Source organism: Acerihabitans sp. TG2, assembly GCF_035013185.1.
Lineage (GTDB): Bacteria > Pseudomonadota > Gammaproteobacteria > Enterobacterales > Enterobacteriaceae > Acerihabitans.
Genome location: NZ_JAYGJO010000011.1, coordinates 127,831 through 147,561 on the forward strand (window position 1 = coordinate 127,831; position 19,731 = coordinate 147,561).

18 protein-coding genes are annotated in these 19,731 nt (G+C 51.9%); 4 read left to right on the forward strand and 14 right to left on the reverse strand.

The features are described 5' to 3' along the window. Window positions 1–30: 30 nt before the first annotated feature. Genes SJI19_RS12105 through SJI19_RS12120 form a run of 4 tightly spaced genes read right to left on the reverse strand, consistent with a single transcriptional unit; the run spans window position 31 to window position 4,217 of the window. The gene (locus SJI19_RS12105; RefSeq protein ID WP_323478512.1) at window positions 31–882 is read right to left on the reverse strand and encodes a carbohydrate ABC transporter permease; all 852 of its coding nucleotides are present in this window, start codon (window positions 880–882) and stop codon (window positions 31–33) included. Between the two features lie 14 nt (window positions 883–896). Continuing rightward, window positions 897–1,775: a sugar ABC transporter permease gene (locus SJI19_RS12110; protein ID WP_323478513.1), complete on the reverse strand. Its 879-nt coding sequence runs from the start codon at window positions 1,773–1,775 to the stop codon at window positions 897–899. 38 nt (window positions 1,776–1,813) lie between these two features. Next, the gene (locus tag SJI19_RS12115; protein WP_323478514.1) at window positions 1,814–3,049 is read right to left on the reverse strand and encodes an ABC transporter substrate-binding protein; all 1,236 of its coding nucleotides are present in this window, start codon (window positions 3,047–3,049) and stop codon (window positions 1,814–1,816) included. A gap of 16 nt (window positions 3,050–3,065) precedes the next feature. Next, a complete protein-coding gene (locus SJI19_RS12120; RefSeq protein WP_323478515.1) occupies window positions 3,066–4,217 on the reverse strand; it encodes a sn-glycerol-3-phosphate ABC transporter ATP-binding protein UgpC in 1,152 nt (383 codons plus the stop codon). A gap of 107 nt (window positions 4,218–4,324) precedes the next feature. On the opposite strand from SJI19_RS12120, the gene SJI19_RS12125 reads away from it, so the two are divergent. Further along, entirely contained in the window at window positions 4,325–5,341 is a 1,017-nt protein-coding gene (locus SJI19_RS12125) for a LacI family DNA-binding transcriptional regulator (RefSeq protein ID WP_323478516.1), read from the forward strand. 86 nt (window positions 5,342–5,427) lie between these two features. On the opposite strand, the gene SJI19_RS12130 is transcribed toward SJI19_RS12125, so the two are convergent. The 4 genes from SJI19_RS12130 to SJI19_RS12145 form a co-directional block, all read right to left on the reverse strand. Further along, window positions 5,428–6,288 carry a DmsC/YnfH family molybdoenzyme membrane anchor subunit gene (locus SJI19_RS12130; RefSeq protein ID WP_323478517.1) on the reverse strand — a complete coding sequence of 287 codons (861 nt, stop codon included), beginning with the start codon at window positions 6,286–6,288 and terminating at the stop codon, window positions 5,428–5,430. Between the two features lies 1 nt (window position 6,289). Next, window positions 6,290–6,910: a DMSO/selenate family reductase complex B subunit gene (locus SJI19_RS12135; protein ID WP_323478518.1), complete on the reverse strand. Its 621-nt coding sequence runs from the start codon at window positions 6,908–6,910 to the stop codon at window positions 6,290–6,292. 10 nt (window positions 6,911–6,920) lie between these two features. After that, the gene (gene dmsA / locus SJI19_RS12140; RefSeq protein ID WP_323478519.1) at window positions 6,921–9,371 is read right to left on the reverse strand and encodes a dimethylsulfoxide reductase subunit A; all 2,451 of its coding nucleotides are present in this window, start codon (window positions 9,369–9,371) and stop codon (window positions 6,921–6,923) included. 717 nt (window positions 9,372–10,088) lie between these two features. Further along, entirely contained in the window at window positions 10,089–10,985 is an 897-nt protein-coding gene (locus SJI19_RS12145) for a LysR family transcriptional regulator (RefSeq protein WP_323478520.1), read from the reverse strand. Between the two features lie 115 nt (window positions 10,986–11,100). Between SJI19_RS12145 and SJI19_RS12150 the strand changes: the two genes are divergently transcribed. Further along, window positions 11,101–11,607, forward strand: a complete 507-nt coding sequence (locus SJI19_RS12150) for a phenolic acid decarboxylase (protein ID WP_323478521.1) — start codon at window positions 11,101–11,103, stop codon at window positions 11,605–11,607. 224 nt (window positions 11,608–11,831) lie between these two features. Here SJI19_RS12150 and SJI19_RS12155 read toward each other — a convergent pair whose 3' ends face one another. Genes SJI19_RS12155 through SJI19_RS12165 form a run of 3 tightly spaced genes read right to left on the reverse strand, consistent with a single transcriptional unit; the run spans window position 11,832 to window position 15,411 of the window. Then, the gene (locus SJI19_RS12155) at window positions 11,832–12,647 is read right to left on the reverse strand and encodes a fumarate reductase iron-sulfur subunit (RefSeq protein WP_323478522.1); all 816 of its coding nucleotides are present in this window, start codon (window positions 12,645–12,647) and stop codon (window positions 11,832–11,834) included. Between the two features lie 8 nt (window positions 12,648–12,655). Continuing rightward, the gene (locus SJI19_RS12160) at window positions 12,656–14,641 is read right to left on the reverse strand and encodes a fumarate reductase flavoprotein subunit (protein ID WP_323478523.1); all 1,986 of its coding nucleotides are present in this window, start codon (window positions 14,639–14,641) and stop codon (window positions 12,656–12,658) included. Next, window positions 14,638–15,411: a fumarate reductase cytochrome b subunit gene (locus SJI19_RS12165; protein ID WP_323478524.1), complete on the reverse strand. Its 774-nt coding sequence runs from the start codon at window positions 15,409–15,411 to the stop codon at window positions 14,638–14,640. The genes SJI19_RS12160 and SJI19_RS12165 overlap by 4 nt, the downstream gene beginning before the upstream one ends. Window positions 15,412–16,021: 610 nt before the next feature. On the opposite strand from SJI19_RS12165, the gene SJI19_RS12170 reads away from it, so the two are divergent. Then, on the forward strand, window positions 16,022–16,591 hold the full coding sequence (locus SJI19_RS12170) for a DJ-1/PfpI family protein (RefSeq protein WP_323478525.1): 570 nt from the start codon (window positions 16,022–16,024) through the stop codon (window positions 16,589–16,591). 258 nt (window positions 16,592–16,849) lie between these two features. Continuing rightward, window positions 16,850–18,562: a chloride channel protein gene (locus SJI19_RS12175; RefSeq protein WP_323478526.1), complete on the forward strand. Its 1,713-nt coding sequence runs from the start codon at window positions 16,850–16,852 to the stop codon at window positions 18,560–18,562. A 38-nt stretch (window positions 18,563–18,600) separates the two neighbouring features. Here SJI19_RS12175 and hybG read toward each other — a convergent pair whose 3' ends face one another. Genes hybG through hybE form a run of 3 tightly spaced genes read right to left on the reverse strand, consistent with a single transcriptional unit; the run spans window position 18,601 to window position 19,729 of the window. Next, entirely contained in the window at window positions 18,601–18,861 is a 261-nt protein-coding gene (gene hybG / locus SJI19_RS12180) for a hydrogenase maturation factor HybG (RefSeq protein ID WP_323478527.1), read from the reverse strand. A 42-nt stretch (window positions 18,862–18,903) separates the two neighbouring features. After that, complete coding sequence (gene hypA / locus SJI19_RS12185) at window positions 18,904–19,245, reverse strand: hydrogenase maturation nickel metallochaperone HypA (RefSeq protein WP_323478528.1); 342 nt, start codon at window positions 19,243–19,245, stop codon at window positions 18,904–18,906. Continuing rightward, complete coding sequence (gene hybE / locus SJI19_RS12190) at window positions 19,238–19,729, reverse strand: hydrogenase-2 assembly chaperone (RefSeq protein WP_323478529.1); 492 nt, start codon at window positions 19,727–19,729, stop codon at window positions 19,238–19,240. Before hybE ends, hypA begins: the two co-directional genes overlap by 8 nt. Between the last annotated feature and the right edge of the window lie 2 nt (window positions 19,730–19,731).

The following is a 19,731-nucleotide window of genomic DNA, read 5'->3' on the forward strand; positions in this document are numbered from 1 at the left end:
CGAGCGTGCGCGTTCACAATAATATTGATATCAGCCTTTAGTGGCGCCGAAGGTCAGACCCGCAATAAAATATTTCTGCATGGCGAAAAACATCAATACCGACGGCAGTGCGGCCAATAATGAACCGGCCGACACCAGATTCCAGGCGGTAGTCCACTGGCCTTTTAACCCGGCAACACCGATGGTTATCGGCGCGGCCGCATCCCCTTGCGTGAGACACAGCGCCCAAAAATAATCATTCCAAACAAAAGTGAAAACCAGGATCGCCAGGGCGGCCAGTGCTGGACCGATCAACGGCAATACGATTTGATAAAATAACTGCCATTCCGACGCGCCCTCAACCCGCGCAGCTTCGAATAATTCATACGGCAGTTCTTTGATAAAATTACGTAGAAATAGCGTACAAAACCCGGTTTGAAAGGCGATATGAAACATAATTAGCCCCTCAACCGTATTGTATAACCCCATTTTTAAGGTTAAATCCCGAACCGGGATCATCAGGATTTGTATCGGCACGAAGTTGCCAGCCACAAAGGTGGCCAAAATAGCGGTATTGCCTTTAAAGGGATAGGTTGCCAAGGCAAAACCCGCCGTGGCGGAAAGGGCTATGGCTCCGAATACCGACGGAAAGGTAATCAGACAACTGTTCCAGAAATAATGAAGCATCGGCGAATCAACCAACACAGTGCGGTAATTCTCGATGAATGAAAAGTTTTTTGGCCAACCCCAATAGTTCCCTTGCATCAGCTCTTGGGAGGAACGCACCGAGGTCAACATCACGGCCAATAAGGGCAATAACCAAACAATCAGCGCCAGTGGCAATGACAGTTTATATAACCATCGATTCGTCGGTTTCCATTTGTCTATCGGCAACGGATACATAGCAACAACCTCGCCTATTGAGATTCAGAACGCAATAAATGCCGTAATTGATAAGTAATGAAAACCGCCATAATCATAAATAACACCACGGCAATGGCGGCTGAATAACCAAATCGGAAATATTTGATAGACTGGTCATACATGAAATAAGCCAATACGGTGGAACTGTCATAAGGGCCACCGCCGGTCATTACCGCAATCAGGTCGAAGCTGCGTAATGCACCGATCACCGTCAGGGTGATCGACATAAAGGTGGCAGGACGCAACTGTGGTAATACCACATGCCACAGCAGTGACCATCCCTTAGCCCCTTCCATACGCCCGGCTTCAATGATTTCCGGGTTTATTCCGGTCAAACTGGTCAAATATAAAATCATGCAAAAAGGAATTTGCGGCCAGAGTGCGGCAAAGATTACGCCAAATGTGGCGTAATCTTCATTACCCAACACCGGGATACCATGGCCGACGATCAGCTTTAGCAGGCCAAAACTGGGATCGAAAAACCAGCTAAAAACCAAGCCGACCACCACACCGGACAGCACAAAGGGGGCAAAAAATAGCGACTTGGCCAGGCGAATGCCCGTCACCTTTTGATTAAGGTAAAGCGCCATGGCCAGGCCGATAGGCGGCGCTGACATAAACAGCAGCAGCCAAATAATATTATTTTTCAGTGCAGTATAAAATGTGTCTGTCTGGAATAACTCCTGATAGTTGGCTATGCCAATAAAAACCTTATCCGTTACACCGTCCCAACGATAGAAACTCAGTATGATGCTACTGAATATCGGATAAATGACGTAGAGGCTGAACACCACACAGGCCGGCAGCAGGAAAAAAAAAGCGGCTCGACGGCGGCGTTGCGCCAAAACGGATATTCCTGCTTTTTTGACCATAAACGGCGATCCTTATTGAGACAATGGGTATTATCGGGTTATTTCAGCTTGTATATACGTTGCCGGGTTTTTTCCAGATGGGCCAATATGTCATCTATTTTCTCCGGATCGCTCATAAAGCGTTGCATACCTTTCATCCCTTCGTCAGCCATCTCTTTGGTCATATCGCGATCGTAAAACTGGGCAATGCCGCCGGTAGTCGACGAGAGAATATCAAAACCCGTTTTGGCTATCGGATCGGTTGGCACCGGCGCCAGATTATTCGCCGGCAGCGAACCAAAAGCATCGGCAAGCTGTGCATTGATCGCCGGCTTACTCACAAAGGCCAGGAAACGGCGCGCGTCAGGCTTATTTTTGGCTTTCGCCGGGATGTTTAGGCATTCGGCCGCGCCATCTTCTGCCACCGGAATCGATTTATCGATGATCGGGAAGCGGAAAAAGCCGGTATTTGTTTTAACTTCTGGCGCAATACCCGCAGAAAAGAAAGTTCCCATTAAGATCATGCCGCCCTGCCCCTGATTATATAAAGGGAGCGACGAGTCAAAGGAGTAAGATAGCGCGTTATCAATGAAATAATGATTGTCGATTAATTTTTTCCATTCGGCATACACCCGTTTGACCCGTGGATCGGTATAAGGTATTTCGCCGCGCATCAGTTTCATATGGAAATCATAGCCATTGAGCCGAAAATCCAGGTAATCAAACCATCCCGCCAACGTCCATGAGTCACGGCCCCCGACCAAAATGGGGGTAATACCGGCCGCCTTGAGTTTTTGACAGGCATCGAGGAACGCTTGCCAGGTCACCGGCACCTCTTTAATACCGGCTTTGGCAAACACATCTTTGCGATAAAATACGCCCCAGGCGTAATAATCGGTAGGAACGGCATACTGTTTGCCATTATATGATGACGCACCTTTTAGCGACGCGAACTGTTTATCCCAGCCATTGGCCGTCCAGTCGCCGGAGATATCTTCAAGCAAACCACGGCTGGCGTAATATGCCATCCGCTCACCTTCATGCCATCTGATAATATCGGGCGCCATGGTGGTAAGCCAAGCGGGCAACTGGACTTTATAGGTCTCTTCTTCAACAAAGGCAGAATTAACCTTAACATCGGGATTTTCCCGTTGAAATTCGCTAATAACTTTTTCCCATATGACACGCTGACTGGCACCTTTGAACGCGATATTGACGTTAAGTGTACCGGCGTTGGCCATGGTGGCGAGGGCCAGTGTTGCCCATAGCATGGAATAGCGACATACATTATTCATAATCTCTCCTGGGGAGTTATTGCAGTTGTGGAACTGCACGACCATCAGCGGTAAAAAGATGGCAGTGTTGCGCGGGAACCAACATCTGTATTTTGTCATTAGGGCGAGCAGCGCTATTACCCTGAACTTTAACCATCAAAGAAGAACTTGCCTGCCCGCCCTCGGCGTCATTGCAATGTAAATAGGTTTGTTCCCCAAGGCGTTCAACCAGTGAAATTGTTCGGTTCAAAACGGAATCAGCGGTCTGGGGTATGCCGGGGTCTACCATGCCCAGATGCTCGGGCCGAATGCCGAGTGTCACCGACTGGCCTACCGTTAAATTGACACTGGACTGGCGTGTGCTGACATATTCGTTTGATGAGGTTAACCGCACGCCAACGCCATCGTGGTGAATATCTACCACACTGGCGTCAAGAAAATTCATCTGCGGCGAGCCAATAAAACCGGCGACAAAGCGGCTATTAGGATGATGATATAATTCAAGCGGCGCACCCACTTGAGCCACGCTGCCGAACTGCTCGACGTTGCTACCCGCATTGAGTAATACGATTTTATCCGCCAAGGTCATGGCTTCTATCTGATCGTGGGTCACGTAGATGGTACTGGCTTGAGCAAAATGGGCGTGGATACGCGCAATTTCCAGGCGCGTTTTGCCGCGCAACGTGGCATCCAAATTGGATAAGGGTTCGTCAAACAAAAATACCCCGGGTTCGCGCACAATCGCTCGGCCAATCGCCACCCGTTGACGCTGTCCGCCGGACAACGATTTAGGTTTGCGATCCAGCAAGCTGTCCAACTGCAAAATAGCGGCGGCTTCATTGACGCGCCGCTGAATTTCCGCTGGCGGTGTTTTGGCGATCTTCAGACCAAAACCGATATTTTCCGCCACGGTCATATGAGGAAACAAGGCGTAGCTTTGAAAAACCATTGCTACGCCGCGCTGTGCCGGCGCGACTTCATTCACGCGCTGTCCGCCAATGGCAATCTCACCGCTTGAAGGGTCTTCCAATCCGGCGATAATCCGCAATAACGTTGATTTACCGCAGCCAGAGGGACCGAGGAATACACAGAACTCATGGTTTTCGATCTCCAGGTCAACATTGCGCAGGATAATGGGCCCACTGTCTCCATACGTCTTGGTCACACTGCGTAAACTGATGGCTGCCACTGATATACTCCCTCAACCGGTCATGGTTTAACGTTAAATCAAGTGATAAGATAAAAAACCGGTCCAGATCGCATTTTGCGAATTTCACTTATGCGAGTTTAGAAACCATGTCGACAATTAAGCAGGTAGCGGTCCTCGCGGGCGTTACGCCAACGACGGTTACCAATGTCCTACGCGGCCGCGGCCGGGTCAGTGAGGCAACCCGTCAACGCGTGTTGGCCGCTGTAGCCGAACAGGGCTATCGTCCCAATCTTAACGCGCGCGCCTTGGTTGAGCGTAAGTCCCCCACGCTGGCGCTGATGCTCAGTTGTATTACCAACCCCTTTTATCCGGAATTTTCGCTGCATGCACACCTTGCGACCCGGCGCTGTGGCCGCTTTTTGCTGGTCTGTAATACGGATTATGAAAGTGATGGAGGGGTGCAGTTTCTCGAGGAGGTGGCGGGTTCTCTTTGCGACGGGGTATTGGTCGCGAATAGAGGCGGTCTCGATATAGATCAATTAATCGCGATGCAAGCGCGAGGGATCTCGGTGGTCATTAGCTGCTGGGAATCACCGGAACGGCACCCCGGCATCGCCTGCGTGGCGTTTGATGCAAAACGCGCGGGGGAAATGGCCACCGAGCATCTGATCGCATTAGGACATCAGCACATTGGTGCCATTATCGCCAGTCCGTTGGCGGGCATTCACGGCGGCCGGTATCAGGGTTATCTGGCTGCATTGAATCATGCCGGCCTGATGGCCGACTCTCGCTATACCACGGTTTGTGTTGACTCTTTTGCCAGCGGCTATGAAGCCGCACGTAGCCTGCTGACCCAACATCCCGAGATTAGCGCATTATTTGTCTCTAATGATTTGCCGGCGTTAGGTGTGCTCGATGCCGCAGCGGATCTCCAGATTGTGGTACCACAAAAATTATCGGTAGTCAGTATCACGGGTATTGAGCTTGCCGGACAGTCTCGCCCCTCGTTAACCACAGTGGCCATACCCACGGCAGAAATGGCGGCACGCAGCATTGAATTGTTGCTCGAAATGATTGCGGATACACCGCCTTCGGCACCGATGATCTGTATTCCATCACTTACCCTGATGGCACGGCAATCAACGTCGCGACCCGCAGAGTAAGGGGGATACGTCAGGTTGACACCGCCGCCCCGCGGCCTTAACCGCTAAGGGCAAGGCAGGAACGGCGGTGCAGATTTATCTCGCGGTTATCCCGCAACCGCCATACCCACGGTCATATGCAGGCCATAAAACACCCCTCGGCCTAACAGTTCACCCGCCACCACCAGTACCAGACCGAGCGACATCGCCGCCATAGAGGCGTTGGCACGCCGCCACATCGGCCAGATCCAACAGCCCAGCCCTAACGCCACCAACACCAGACGTAGTGCCATTAACAACCCGAACTGCGGCACCAAGGCCGATGCCTGCTGCACTGAGCTGGAAATCGTCGCCAGACCGGCGGCCTGCATCACCACGCTAGCCATACTGACCAGCAGCGCAGCGACGCTGATAAACAACAACGGTCGGCTACCCCGGATCTCTATTCCCGCCGCGCGCAACAACAACAACCCTAGCAACGGGCCACCGATAAACATCGTCAGGAAGAAATTCAGCGTGGTGTAACCGTTATTCCACGTGGGGACCGTATCAATCTGGTATACCCGAGTCATGATATACACAAATACCAGTCCCAGCGCCATGGTTAACATCAACCACAGTCTTCCCAGTACCCGGGGCATTTTGCCCATGACCGCCAGCAACCAATAAATGCCCCCCACCGCAAAAAACAGCGACCCGCTGACGATTTCATTGCTTAGCGCGGAAGGCCCAACCCGATTAAGCGAGTTAAGTGCCCTGAGCGGACTGCCCAAATGCATCACCGACGCCAAGAAGGCCAGCCCCATCAACAGCCACAGGAAAAACATCCACCGGTGTAACCCCTGGTTTTGTCGAACGCTCAAATTACCGCCAAGCTGCGCCAACCCCATCACGATGATGCCACCCACCACACATTGTCCCAGCACCGTAAACAGTATCAGGGGCCATTCAATCCATCCCGTTCCCATGTTACACCTCCCTCGGATTAGCCAGGTACCCGGTAGTGTCCGAGCACGGTCGACTATTGGCATTCGGCTTAATCACCAGGCATGGTTTGGTAAACCGCGCCTCGGGCAAGGGAGCCACTTGGTCGAGCGTACCATAACGTTTGCGCAGCTCCTCGATCGGCCCAAAATCCAGTGCGCGTAATGGGCAGGATTCGACACAGATCGGTTTTTCCCCGACCGCCAAACGTTCATGGCAACCATCGCATTTTGTCATATGCCCTTTCTTCTGGTTGAACTGCGGCGCGCCATAAGGGCAAGCCATATGGCAGTAACCACAACCAATGCAGATAGCTTCATTGATCACCACCAGCCCATCCTCACGCTTATGCATGGCGCCACTTGGACACACTTTGACGCAGGCCGGATCTTCACAATGGTTGCAGGCAATCGACAGGTAATAGCTAAAAACATTCTGATGCCAACTGCCATCAGTGTCTTGCTGCCAATCACCACCGGCATATTCGTAGATTCGCCGAAAACTGACGTCTGGACCCAAATCTTTGTAGTCTTTACACGCCAGTTCGCAGGTTTTGCAGCCGGTACACCGGCTTGAATCAATATAAAATCCATATTGCGTAGCCATCGACTACTCCTTAAATTCTGGCAACTTGCACGAGATTGGTATGGGAGGGATTGCCCTTGGCCAGCGGCGACGGACGTTGGGTCGTCAGCACGTTAATGCTGCCAGCGTGGTCGATACGGTTGCCATCGGGTGTATACCAGGCGCCTTCCGCCAAACCCACCACCCCAGGCATCATCCTTGGGGTGACCTTGGCGTTGATATGCAGTTCGCCGCGATCGTTGAACACCTTGATGACATCGCCGCTGTGAATGCCACGGGCTGACGCATCAATGGGATTAAGCCATATTTCCTGCGGATTGGCGGCCTTTAGCACCTCGACATTGCCATAGGTTGAATGGGTGCGCGATTTGTAATGGAAGCCGGTTAATTGCAACGGATATTTCTGATTCAAGGGGTCATCGTAGTTTTCAAAACCGGCGCTATACACCGGCAGCGGATCGATAACATCACCGGGTTTCAATTCCCAGGTTGCCGCCAGTTGTGCCAGCGCGGCGGAGTAAATTTCAATTTTACCCGACGGTGTGGTCAGCGGATGAGCAACGGGATCAGCACGGAAGTCTTTGTACGCCACAAAATGTCCATCGGGATCACGCTGTTTGAAAATGCCCTGAGCCTGGAATTGTTCAAATTCAGGCAAGGCCGGCACATTGGCGCGTGATTGCTGGTAAATATAACGCATCCACTGTTCTTGGGTCCGCCCTTCGGTATATTGCTGTTCCACACCCATCCGGCGTGCGATCTCACTGGTCATGTCATAAATCGTTTTGCATTCAAAACGCGGTTTGATCGCCTGGCTGGCAAAAATCACGTAGCCCATATTGCCGCTTGAGGCATCCAGACAAAAATCCATTTGTTCGGAGGCGGTGCAATCGGGCAGCACCAGATCGGCATATTTCGCTGATGCCGTCATATGGTTGTCGATCACCACAATCATCTCGCACTTCTTGTCATCTTGCAGAATGTCGTGGGTGCGGTTAATTTCCGAATGCTGATTGACCAGACAATTACCGGCGTAGTTCCAAATAAACTTAATCGGTACGTCCAGCTTATCCTTACCGCGTACGCCATCACGTGTGGCGGTCATCTCGGGGCCACGCTCAATCGCATCGGTCCACATAAACATGGAGATGCTGGTTTTAACCGGATTGTCTAAGGTGGGCATGCGGACAAAAGGAATTTCATAGCCCCCTTCTCGGGCACCGCTGTTACCGCCGTTAATACCAACGTTGCCGGTAAGAATTGCCAACATGGCTATGGCCCGGCTGGTGGTTTCACCGTTGGCATGCCGCTGCGGTCCCCAACCTTGGCAGATATAGGCCGGTTTGGCGCTGCCGATTTCCCGACCCAACTGGATAATGCGATTGGTAGGAATACCCGTAATTTTGGTGGCCCAGGCCGGCGTTTTGGCCGTGGCATCTGCGCCCTGGCCCATAATATAGGCCTTATAATGCCCGTTGGCCGGTGCGTCGGTGGGCATGGTCGTTTCATCGTAACCGACACAATATTTATCCAAAAACGGCTGGTCCACCAGGTTCTCGGAAATCAATACATAGGCCAACGCGGCAGCCAGCGCAGCATCGGTACCAGGCCGAATAGGCAGCCATTGGTCTTCGCGGCCGGCGGCCGTATCGGTATAGCGGGGATCGATAACAATCATGCGGGTATTTGACAGCTCACGCGCCTGTTCCAGCAAGTAGGTGACACCCCCGCCACTCATGCGTGTTTCACCCGGATTATTGCCGAACATCACCACCAGTTTGCTATTCACAATATCGGTCGGACTGTTGCCCTCCGCCCAACCGCCGTAGGTATAATTCAGTCCTGCCGCAATCTGCGCCGAACTGTAGTCGCCATACTGGTTGAGATAACCCCCACAACAATTCATCAGCCGGGCGATAAGCGATTTTCCCGGTGGCCAGGAGCGAGTCACGGTTCCGCCCAGGGTGCCGGTGCAATAATTCAGGTAGATGGACTCGTTGCCATACTCTTTAATAATGCGCTTGAGGTTATTACTGATGAGATCAAAAGCCTCATCCCAACTGATACGCTTAAATTTGCCTTCACCGCGTTTACCGATGCGCAGCATCGGATATTTTAACCGATCGGGATTATAGACCCGCCGACGCATGGAACGTCCGCGTAAACAAGCACGTACCTGATGCAATCCCTGATAATGATCGTCACCGGTATTATCGGTTTCCACATATTTGATTTCACCGTCAACCACGTGCATTCGCAGTGGGCAACGGCTGCCACAGTTCACCGTGCAAGCACTCCAGACAATTTTTTCATCGGCTGATGAATTAGCCGTTACCGCGCCGCTATCGGCATGTGCCTGTCGACTAAAGGGTAATGTTACGCCGCCAGCCGCCAACGCCAGACCGCACACGGTGCTGTCCTTGACCAGACTGCGCCTGGATAATTGTACTTTTAATAATGAGTTGCTTTCATTTTCACTCATAGTATTTTCCCTAGCCCCTACTTGGTCACCGCTTCACAATGGCTTATACCCGTTCTACTACGCATGGCAGGTGCACAGGTTTTACTCGCTCACTGAGTGGGATCTTGAGGAGATACTGCGTCGTCACCGGCCTGCTATGCGAATTATTTAGGGTATATTGATAATCGAAAAAACTGACCTTATTTAATTAACTCAAAAAAACGTCACCGTAACATTATTTTTATTTCATTTAACTATAGAGGGAATATAACGCAGATGACGGGATGGGTGCATTGTTCAACATCAATAAAATCGTTGTATATATAATCACACAACGAAGTGGAAACAACAAATTTATGTGTAAAAATTTAGCATATGTATTCTAATTATTGGCGTGAAGGCAAGACAAAAATGCAATGAATTTTAAGGTAATTACACCGGTAAAAGGCCGTGGTGTGCGAGCACAACCAACCTATCTGCCTGTACAGCATGACGGGATAGCATAAATAATCCGTTTGACGTTTGACAATAGACTATTCATTGAAATAGTTCCTTAATATATTTTCGTCATTAAATGAGGTTATTTCAAGATCATCATCACGGTTTGAATGACATTCTCTATTGGCCCGGTTAAGGGTTATAGAGAAAAAGGATTGGTTTTATTCACTCATTCTGGGATGGATATCCGCTTTCGATAACCATTATCCGATGACCACTAAATTACCCTAAAAAATCCATTTATTTCCACCCCTTAACCTGTTCTCTGATCAGATCTGCAAATTCACGCAGTACCGGGCCGACCTGGCTTTGCGGTTTGCCAAACACCAGGAAGATGGGGGTGTAGCGTGTCGACCCGGTAATCAAAGGCAATGTAACCAGTTCACCCTGTTGCAAATAGGGGTTAATCAGTTCCAGTGGCAACCAACCATACCCCACGGCGGAACGCACGGCTTGTAGCGCGGAATCAAAGGTGGAGAACGACCATAACGGCTGGCTTTCCAACTGACGGGACGGCCGTTTGTCGCGTGTCAGCCGTTCTGAAATGACCACCCGCCGATAGGGGGACAATTGGGCAAAGGTCAAGGGGACGCCCAGTTGCAGCAAGGGGTGCTGCTTTGCCGCAACCGCGACAAAAGGAATATCGAGCAAATACTCACTTTCACTCACCCACTGTTCCGGTAAATCAGCACACAGAAAAATATCACCACCGGCATTCTCTAACGCGTTTGCGGTTTCACCACGCAAAATTTCCACCAGCTCGATATGGACCTGGGGATAGATCTGATTAAATTTTTTAAGTGCATTAAACACAATTGACTTGGGCAGCATAGCATCAATGCGAATATTGATGCGCAACGGCGAGCCTTGCAGCAGCAGCCTAGCATTTTGTTCCAGTCCGTCAAAACCGCTTAGCAATACCCGCGCCTGGGCCAGTAATTGTTCCCCTTCGGCGGTCAGTTCAGCCCGCCGTCCCGCCGTACGCAACAGCTTGATACCCAGTCGCTGTTGCAGGGTGCTCAACGTGTAGCTGATGGTGGATTGGCTGCGATTGAGTTTGTCGGCCGCGCGGGCATAACTGCCGCTATCGACCACCTCTTTTAACGTCAACCATTGTTCGAGTGTCGTGCGGTTCATATTACCAACAGGTCTAAAAAATCGATTAATTGTATCGATAATTTACGCTTATTATTCGAAAAATATCAACGTATGCTGCCAGTAGGTTATTTAATCCACACAATTGAGGTGAGTTATGGCACATTTTGATAAGCACGATTTAAGCCATTTTTTAGGTAAACATCTGGTTTATACCTACGATAATGGTTGGAATTATGAAATCTACGTTAAAAATGCCACCACGCTGGACTACCGAATCCACAGCGGCATCGTGGCCAATCGCTGGGTCAAAAACCAAACCGCGTTTATCAACCGGGTGGCGGAAGAAACCTATAAAATTTCATGGACCGAACCCACCGGCACCGACGTGAGTTTGATCGCCAACCTGACCGATCGGTTATTTCACGGCACGATATTTTTCCCACGTTGGGTGATAAACCATCCGGAGAAGACCGTGTGTTTTCAAAATGATCATATCGCGCAAATGGAGTCTTATCGCACCGCAGGACCGGCTTATCCCACCGAAGTGATCGATGAATTCGCCACCATTACCTTTGTCCGCGATTGCGGTGTGGACAATGACCAGGTGATTGACTGCCCCGCCAGCGAGCTGCCCGCGGATTTCCCAGCGAACTTACGTTAAACCCCGACGAAATTCGTGGTGATCCTTGGTTTGCTGGCCTTGGGTCGGGAAATCAACCCTATCGATGTCCAGCAGCAGAGAGGTTGGTGAGTCTAGGGCGGACAATGCGGCATGGGTAACGGCCAATACCGAAAAGCGTGGGTATGATATAAGATAGACGGAGCCGTGGCGTCAGCTCACGGCTCCTGATGGTACCAGAAGGATATCTGCCTACTGCGGCTTAATTAATAAACCGTCTTGCAGCTGATGGTGGCCATTTTCCTACGTAAAAATGCGATTTGTGTCTGCAGCGGCAACTGTTTCGGACAGACATCATGGCAGCCGAGCAATGACATACATCCAAAGACGCCATTATCATCACCGATAACCTCATAATAGTCCTCATCGCTGCGCTCATCGCGGGGATCCATACGAAAACGCGCGATTTTACCCAAGCCTACCGCCCCCACAAAATCGTGTCTCATCTGCGCAGTGCCGCATGCGGCAATACAAGAACCGCATTCAACGCAGCGGTCGAGTTCGTAGATCTTATCGGCCAACAACGGATCCATCCGTTCCTCGGCTTTACTCAGATTGAGTTCCTGCTCTTTGGTATGCACCCAGTTTTCCAGCCGTTCGCTCATGCCGTGCATCCATTTGCCGGTATTGACGGACAGGTCACCAATCAGTTCAAAGAACGGCAGTGGCGTCAACGAGATTTCGGTGCCAAGGGCTTTGGTCAATGTACGGCACGCCAGTTGCGGACGACCATTGATGATAATCGCGCAACTGCCGCAAATACCGGCACGGCAGACAAAATCAAACTGCAGCGTTGGATCCTGATACTGGCGAATTTCATTGAGCGCAATAAACAGGGTCATCCCTTCTGCTTCTTCGATTTGATAGGATTGCATATGCGGCTTGCTATCCGGATCTTGTGGGTTATAGCGCAATACCCGGATCGTCAACATCCGCTCTTGTTTTGGCCTATCACTCTGCTCGGTAGTCGCCGCAGCAGGGAGCGTGGTGTCGGAAGTGGCAACTTTTTGTTTTTCTGTCATCTGTAGGCTCATCTATCCAAGGGCTCATCAATGCGTTCATTACGTCCACGCAGTTTTTCGGGCAGCTTATCTTCGTACGGCATGATAGCGTTCTGAATGGCAAAGCGATCTTGCCCGACCATCTGTTTTTTGATTTCCTCGACTTCCGTCATACGCTTGGGCGTATCGGGATGTTCGATATAATCTTTTGCCCCGTAGCCACGCCAGCCTGGAGGGAGTTCCATTTTCATAATGTCCTGCGCTTCGTACTGTAATTCCGGCAGCGTAGCATTTTCATCCTTCCAAAAAGACAGGGTACGTTTGAGCCACTGCTGATCATCACGATGCGGGAAATCTTTGCGGAAGTGAGCCCCACGACTTTCGGTACGTTGCAATGCACCATAGGCAATCGTCAGCGCCAACTTAATCATCTTCTGCACCCGGTAAGCCATCACCAGTTCAGGGTTAGCACCCGCCACTTTGCTGCCAACGCCAATATTGCGACTGCGCACCAATAATTCCTGCAGTTTGGCGACCCCCGCTTCCAGCGCCGGACCATCGCGGAAAATACCCACGGAGCTGGTCATGGCATCCTGCATTTCCAGGTTGAGCGTAAAGGGATTTTCAGTGCCCTTGCCGTTGAGCAGCACGGCGAGTTTTGCCTGTTCCCGTTGACCAAATTCGTTCACCAATCCCATGGGGATATCGACACTATTGGCGGTGTTATCACAAAAATCAGCAATATGCTCACCGACAATCATGCCGGCGACCACGGTTTCCGCTACCGAATTTCCGCCCAAACGATTAAAACCATGCATATCCCAACACGCGGCTTCCCCAGCGGAAAACAGTCCCTTCAACGCGGGAGATTCTCCGGTTGGTTTGGTACGAACCCCACCCATAGTATAGTGCTGCGCCGGACGAACCGGGATCCATTTTTCTGCCGGATCAATACCCAGGAAACTCTCGCAGATCTCTTTCACTTCGCGCAGGTCATGCTCAATGTGATGGCGTCCAAGCAGCGTGATATCCAGCCATAAATGATCGCCAAAACGAGATTTTACGCCCTTGCCTTTAAGAATATGCTCTTCCATCCGCCGAGAAACCACATCACGGGAAGCCAGCTCTTTTTTCTCCGGTTCATAGTCCGGCATAAAACGATGACCATCGACGTCCCGCAGCAACCCGCCATCGCCACGACAGCCTTCCGTCACCAAAATACCCGCCGGAACGATAGCGGTCGGATGAAATTGTACGGCTTCCATATTACCCAGTGGCGTAACACCGGTCTCTAGCGCCAGCGCATGACCCATGCCTTCGCAAATGATGGCGTTGGTGGATACCCGATACAGTTTGCCGGCACCGCCGGTGGCAATGGTGGTGGCTTTGGCCACGTAAGCCACCAGTTCTCCGGTGATCAGGTCGCGTACAATGGCGCCATAACAGCGTGAACCGTCATGAATCAGCGCCAGGGCTTCCTTACGTTCATGAATGGTGATTTTTTCAGCAATGGCACGATCGCTGACGGTAAACAACATGGCGTGCCCGGTACCATCGGACACATAGCAGGTACGCCATTTTTTCGTACCGCCAAAATCGCGCTGCGCAATCAGCCCCTGCGCTTCTTCACGTTCGGTAAGTGTCACTTTTTGACTGTTGATGATGACCTCACGGTCACCCTTGGTGATGCGGCTCCACGGGCAGCCCCAGGCAGCCAGTTCGCGTACGGCTTTAGGCGAGGTGTTGACAAACATGCGCACCACATCCTGATCCGCCCCCCAGTCACTGCCACGCACCGTATCTTCGAAATGGATGTCCTCAGTATCGCCCTGTCCTTTGATGACATTTGCTAGCGAGGCCTGCATACCGCCTTGGGCGGCAGCGGAATGAGAACGTTTTGGCGGAACCAACGAGAGAATAGTGACATCATGTCCGCGGCGTTTTGCACCAATACCGACCCGTAAGCCAGCCAGACCGCCGCCAATAACCAATACGTCCGTTACGATAGTTTTCATTTGCTACCCTCATTTACTGAATCAACTGCCCAGGACGGGGTGTAGCGTTCATTAGGATGATCTCTGTGGTCATAACCAGTCTTCATATAAGCGACCAACGTCAGTAAGCCGATGATAAGGAAAAAAGCGGTCAAACCCCATTTCACTTTTCTTAGGGTTTCGCGCGGCGCATTAGGAATACACCACTTGATCGCCAGACGATATATGCCAATACCGCCATGTAATTCAATTGCTAATAACATGATGAGGTAGAAAGGCCACAACATGTCGGTCCACATACGTGCACCGGAACCGTATGGGCCGATATTTTCCGGCCAGAAAAACATTTGGTAGAGATGTGCCGACGCCAGGAAAAATAAGGCAAAACCGGTATATACCTGCCAGATCCATAGGGTAGTATCACCATGGTGCATACCTTTCATATGGACGCGATAGGCGTGGTATTGTTTATAACTGGCAGGGAACTTTCTTACCGCCAGCATGGCATGGACCACAAAAAGCACGGCAACCACACCAACAACAATGGAAACGATCCACGGGTAGCTTTTACCACCGGTAAAAAAATAACCTTCAAAAAATTTGGTCACGGCCCACATCACATCGCGTCCCAACAAGATCGTTGCGACAAAAAACATATGACCACACATAAACAGAAATAACAGCAATCCCGAGAGGCTTTGCAATAAATCAAGCCGGGCAGGTATGCGCGATTTCTTGATTTTATCGGTCAAACCCGCTCGGTCGATCAATACATCTTCTTCTTTTGACATGGAGTCACTCCATTGGAAACAAGAAAAGCAAAAAAATCTTTAATTTAGGTAAGTAGGTTATAAGGATCGGGTTAACACTGTCTTGATTTCAGTCAAGTCTAGCGAATGGAGTGAGGAATTATTATTTTTTTCTAAAAACAGCATAAGAAAATAAATAGGAAATTAATTAATATTTTATTGTAGCTAAATAAATTGGCCAAACATTGACACAGGTATCATTTATAAATTCGATGTTATGGATCGTTTAGGCCGGTTGATGATTTGGAATATCCAGCACCGGATCATATCGCATTAATCGGACTGAATTCCCTTCGCGTGGTCACCTATTTTGCAACGCTATCAGATGCTATGCAAATTGACACGCTGTATCTGCCACACCCGATGAGGAGGGGGAGTGACTCACACACGGTATAAACGGGTTAATCGATTCATGACTTGGCAAGGTATCCGGGGTTGCGCTATTTTACCCCTTAGTTGTGCCCCACCCTGATCTTTGAGCATCACCAGCGGGCATGGGCAGAAAACAACTGAGGCTGCTTCTTTGATAAATAAGCCGTAATCATGTCGTTGGAAGCCTGGTAAGGTCGGTTCGTCACAGAGAACTCTCATCATGACAAACAAAAAAATTCTCATGCTGGTCGGCGATTTTGTTGAAGATTACGAAGCCATGGTGCCGTTCCAGGCGCTACAGATGATAGGTCATCAGGTCGATGCCGTGTGTCCCGATAAAACCGCCGGCGATTATGTATTAACCGCCATCCATGATTTTGATGGTGCCCAGACGTACAGCGAAAAACCCGGGCACCGTTTTGTCCTGAACGCCACTTTTGCCCAGACGAAGGCCGTGAATTATGATGCTCTGCTGATCCCCGGCGGTAGAGCACCGGAGTATTTGCGCTTGAACCCGCAGGTGATCGCGCTGGTACAGGATTTCGCCGCCGCCCACAAACCGATTGCCGCGGTGTGCCATGGACCACAGATCCTGGCGGCAGCCGGCGTGCTAAAGGGACGGATCTGCAGCGCCTACCCCGCCTGTGCGCCGGAAATTAGCCAGAGCGGTGGACAGTTCGCGGACATCGCCGTGAATGAAGCCTACGTCGATGATAACCTGGTCACGGCACCGGCCTGGCCGGCCCATCCCCAATGGCTGGCGAAATTTGCTGAATTACTTGAGAAATAACCCATGCACACTGGCTAGAATGCCAAGCTGCCATTGTTGCCGCGGGGTGACTGCGGCAATGACATCGCGCGCGGTGCACTCGCGATACACTATGGAACCCGCGCGGGAACACGGCGCGGTTCCACGAGTCCAATGGTTCATCGCGGGAACACGCCATGCCGAAAGGTCACCACCCCACTTAACCCGTCGGTATTGAAACACGCCGTGATTGCATTCCCCCCTAGGTAACGGCTAGTCTATTGGCCATCATGCACAGGTGTGGGCAAGACGTTGATCTCCGAGCAGACGAAGGACAAACCCGGTTTACGCATCCGAACGCTGTTGATAGCAGTGCCGATCGGCGTAGTCGCCGCCATGGTGACATTCATGTTCCGGTTAGCCATCGAGGGCCTGACCAGGGTTATTTTCGGCACCAGTGTAGACATTACCCAGGCGATGCCGCGTTATCCAGTTTATCTATGGCCGCTGGTAGTGGGTGCCGGCGGGGTGATAGCTGGGCTATTTATGGCTGCGGCACGGCGTATAGAGAAACAAGAGAAACTCAGCACTGACTATCTACAGGTTCTCGGCGCGCAAATTAACCGGCTGCCGGTGCGTACGTCGTTACTGCGGGGACTTTCGTCACTGTCGAGCATAGCTACCGGCGCCTCTGTCGGCCGCGAAGGCCCGATGGTGCAGTTTGCAGCGCTGGCCGGCAGCCTGATCGGTAAACATCTGCTCAAGTTACCGGTCTATCGGCGTGGGGATATCATTGCCATGGCGGCTGCCGGTGGTCTAGCCTCGGTTTACCATGCACCGCTGGCCTCGGCCATTTTCGTGGCGGAAATCGCCTTTGGCGTCACGGCGCTGCAACGGGTTATCCCGCTGATTATCGCCTCCGGTTCCGCCATGATAGCGCTTTGGCTGCTGGGCTACCGTTCGTCGCTTTACCCCTTGTCCACCACCCCCTTTACCTTTTCGTTGTCAGCACTGGTGTTGACCGTTGCCATCGGTCTGGTCGCTGCGCTGGTCGGGTTGGCGCTGCTGTATCTGATTGAGCGCAGCAAAAAACTGTTTTCCGGCGTGGCCAGCCTGCCGCTGCGGCTGGGCGCCGGCGGTGTACTGGTCGGCGTGCTGGCACTAGCAACACCGGATATTCTGGGCAACGGCTATGACGTCCTCACCCGGATCATGTCCGGCGACGCATTAACCTACAGCCTGGCGCTGCTGCTGGCACTGAAAATCATCGCCACCGCCCTGTCGGCGGGGTCGGGAGCCAGCGGCGGTTTATTCACGCCGTCGCTGCTGATCGGGGCGCTATTGGGCATATTGATGGCAATTGCCGCCCGGGAACTTGGGATCGACGCCGGACCGGCAGTACTGTTTGGCGCCATCGGTATGGCGTCGGTACTGAGCGCGGTGACCCAGGCGCCGCTGATGGCGATGCTCATGGTATTGGAGATGACCCTTAACAGCGGACTGCTGTTTCCCATGATGCTGGCGACCGTACTGGCGGCCGCCATTGCCCACCGGGTCAAGTTTTACGGCGCCTATTCCGGCATGCAGGCCCATTTCCACCGCGCCGAGGCAAAATATGACTTCGATACGACACTTATCGCCGAACTGGTGGTGCCAGGGTTAACTTTCGCGCCGGACGAACCGGTGGAAAAAGCGCTAAAAGCCAGTATCGCCAGCCAACTACGCTATGTGTATATTACGGACAATGACGGCCGTTTTTTGGGTGTGGTCTCGATTCATGACATTGCCGATAAGGTCTTCAACAAGATCATTACAGCCGACGCGCCGATGCAGTGCGTGCTCAACCGCCACTTTCCGGTGGTGTATGACACCCAGACGCTGCAGGAAGGCTGGCAGGCGTTCAGATCAACCAACTATGAACGGTTGCCGGTACTGAACAACCCCACCGAGCGCAAGCTCCTGGGGGCACTGAGTAAAACCAGTTTGATTGGTAAGGTTGCGGGATTTCTTTGACGGCGGCAGTAAAGCGGGAATCGGCGTGAACCGTTCGATTATACCGGTTCATCCAACGCCATGCCCACCGCACGCATGTGCTGCAGCGCCGCCAGCGTGTCCTGCGCCTCTGATTCATCGAGCAGACTCATGGCAAACCCCACATGCACTAACACCCACTGTCCCACCAACTGTGCCGGTGTGTCCTCACACACCAGGGCAATATTGATTTCCCGTTTCACGCCACACACTTCCACCCAGGCCAGTTGCTGAGCATCTGCCCCAACCTCAATAATCTTACCGGGTATGCCGATGCACATTGTTGTTCCTTTTTATCACCGCCGCGGCCTAAGCCGACTGGATTATTCCACTTCGATTTGTTTCAGCTGCAAACCATCGCCGTCCTGTACTTGCAGCATATAACCACCGCAAATAGGACAACCTTCGGCGTGGCGCTCAATGTTAACCGCCTTGGCGCACTGCCAGCACCACGCCTGGGCCGGTTTAATGGTGAGTTCCAAACGGCAACCTTCTGCCAAGGTGCTACGGCACACCGAAGCAAAACCAAAACGCAGCGCGCTTTCCTCAATACATGACAGCGCGCCCAGCTCTAACCACACTGCGGTGACCCGCCGCGCATGATGCGCCCGCGCCTGTTGCTCAATCAGTTCCAGTGCGCTTTGACACAGACTCAGTTCATGCATGGAACGCAGCGCAATGTGTGCTAAACAGCGATCGCCGGGACGGATTGACCGGCGCGTCAACGTCAAGCACCGGCAATGATAAGGCCATACGCGCGCACTGTTGCGCCAGACGTAACGCCGCATCACCGTCAAGCCCGGCAGGCAACGGCGACAGTAATGAACTGGCCAAGTACCCGGCGCAGCCACTCACTTCACCGACGATAAACCCGACGTTACCGCAGGGTAGCGCCAGCCCCAATCGACTGCCTACTGCTTTGTGCGGCCAGCGTTGCCCCGGGCCCGGCAATACCAGTAGACTCAGCATCCAGGGCGTGAGCAACACACCAACCCATTGCTGTTCAAACAGCTGGAATCCGCACGCGCGTACCGGGATCTGCGCTTGATAAAACGGCAATTCTCGCATCTGCGCGTCGGCTATCTCACTAAAACACTGCTCAAGCAGGTGTTGTGGATTATCCGCCAGGCCGATTATATTCTCAGACATGT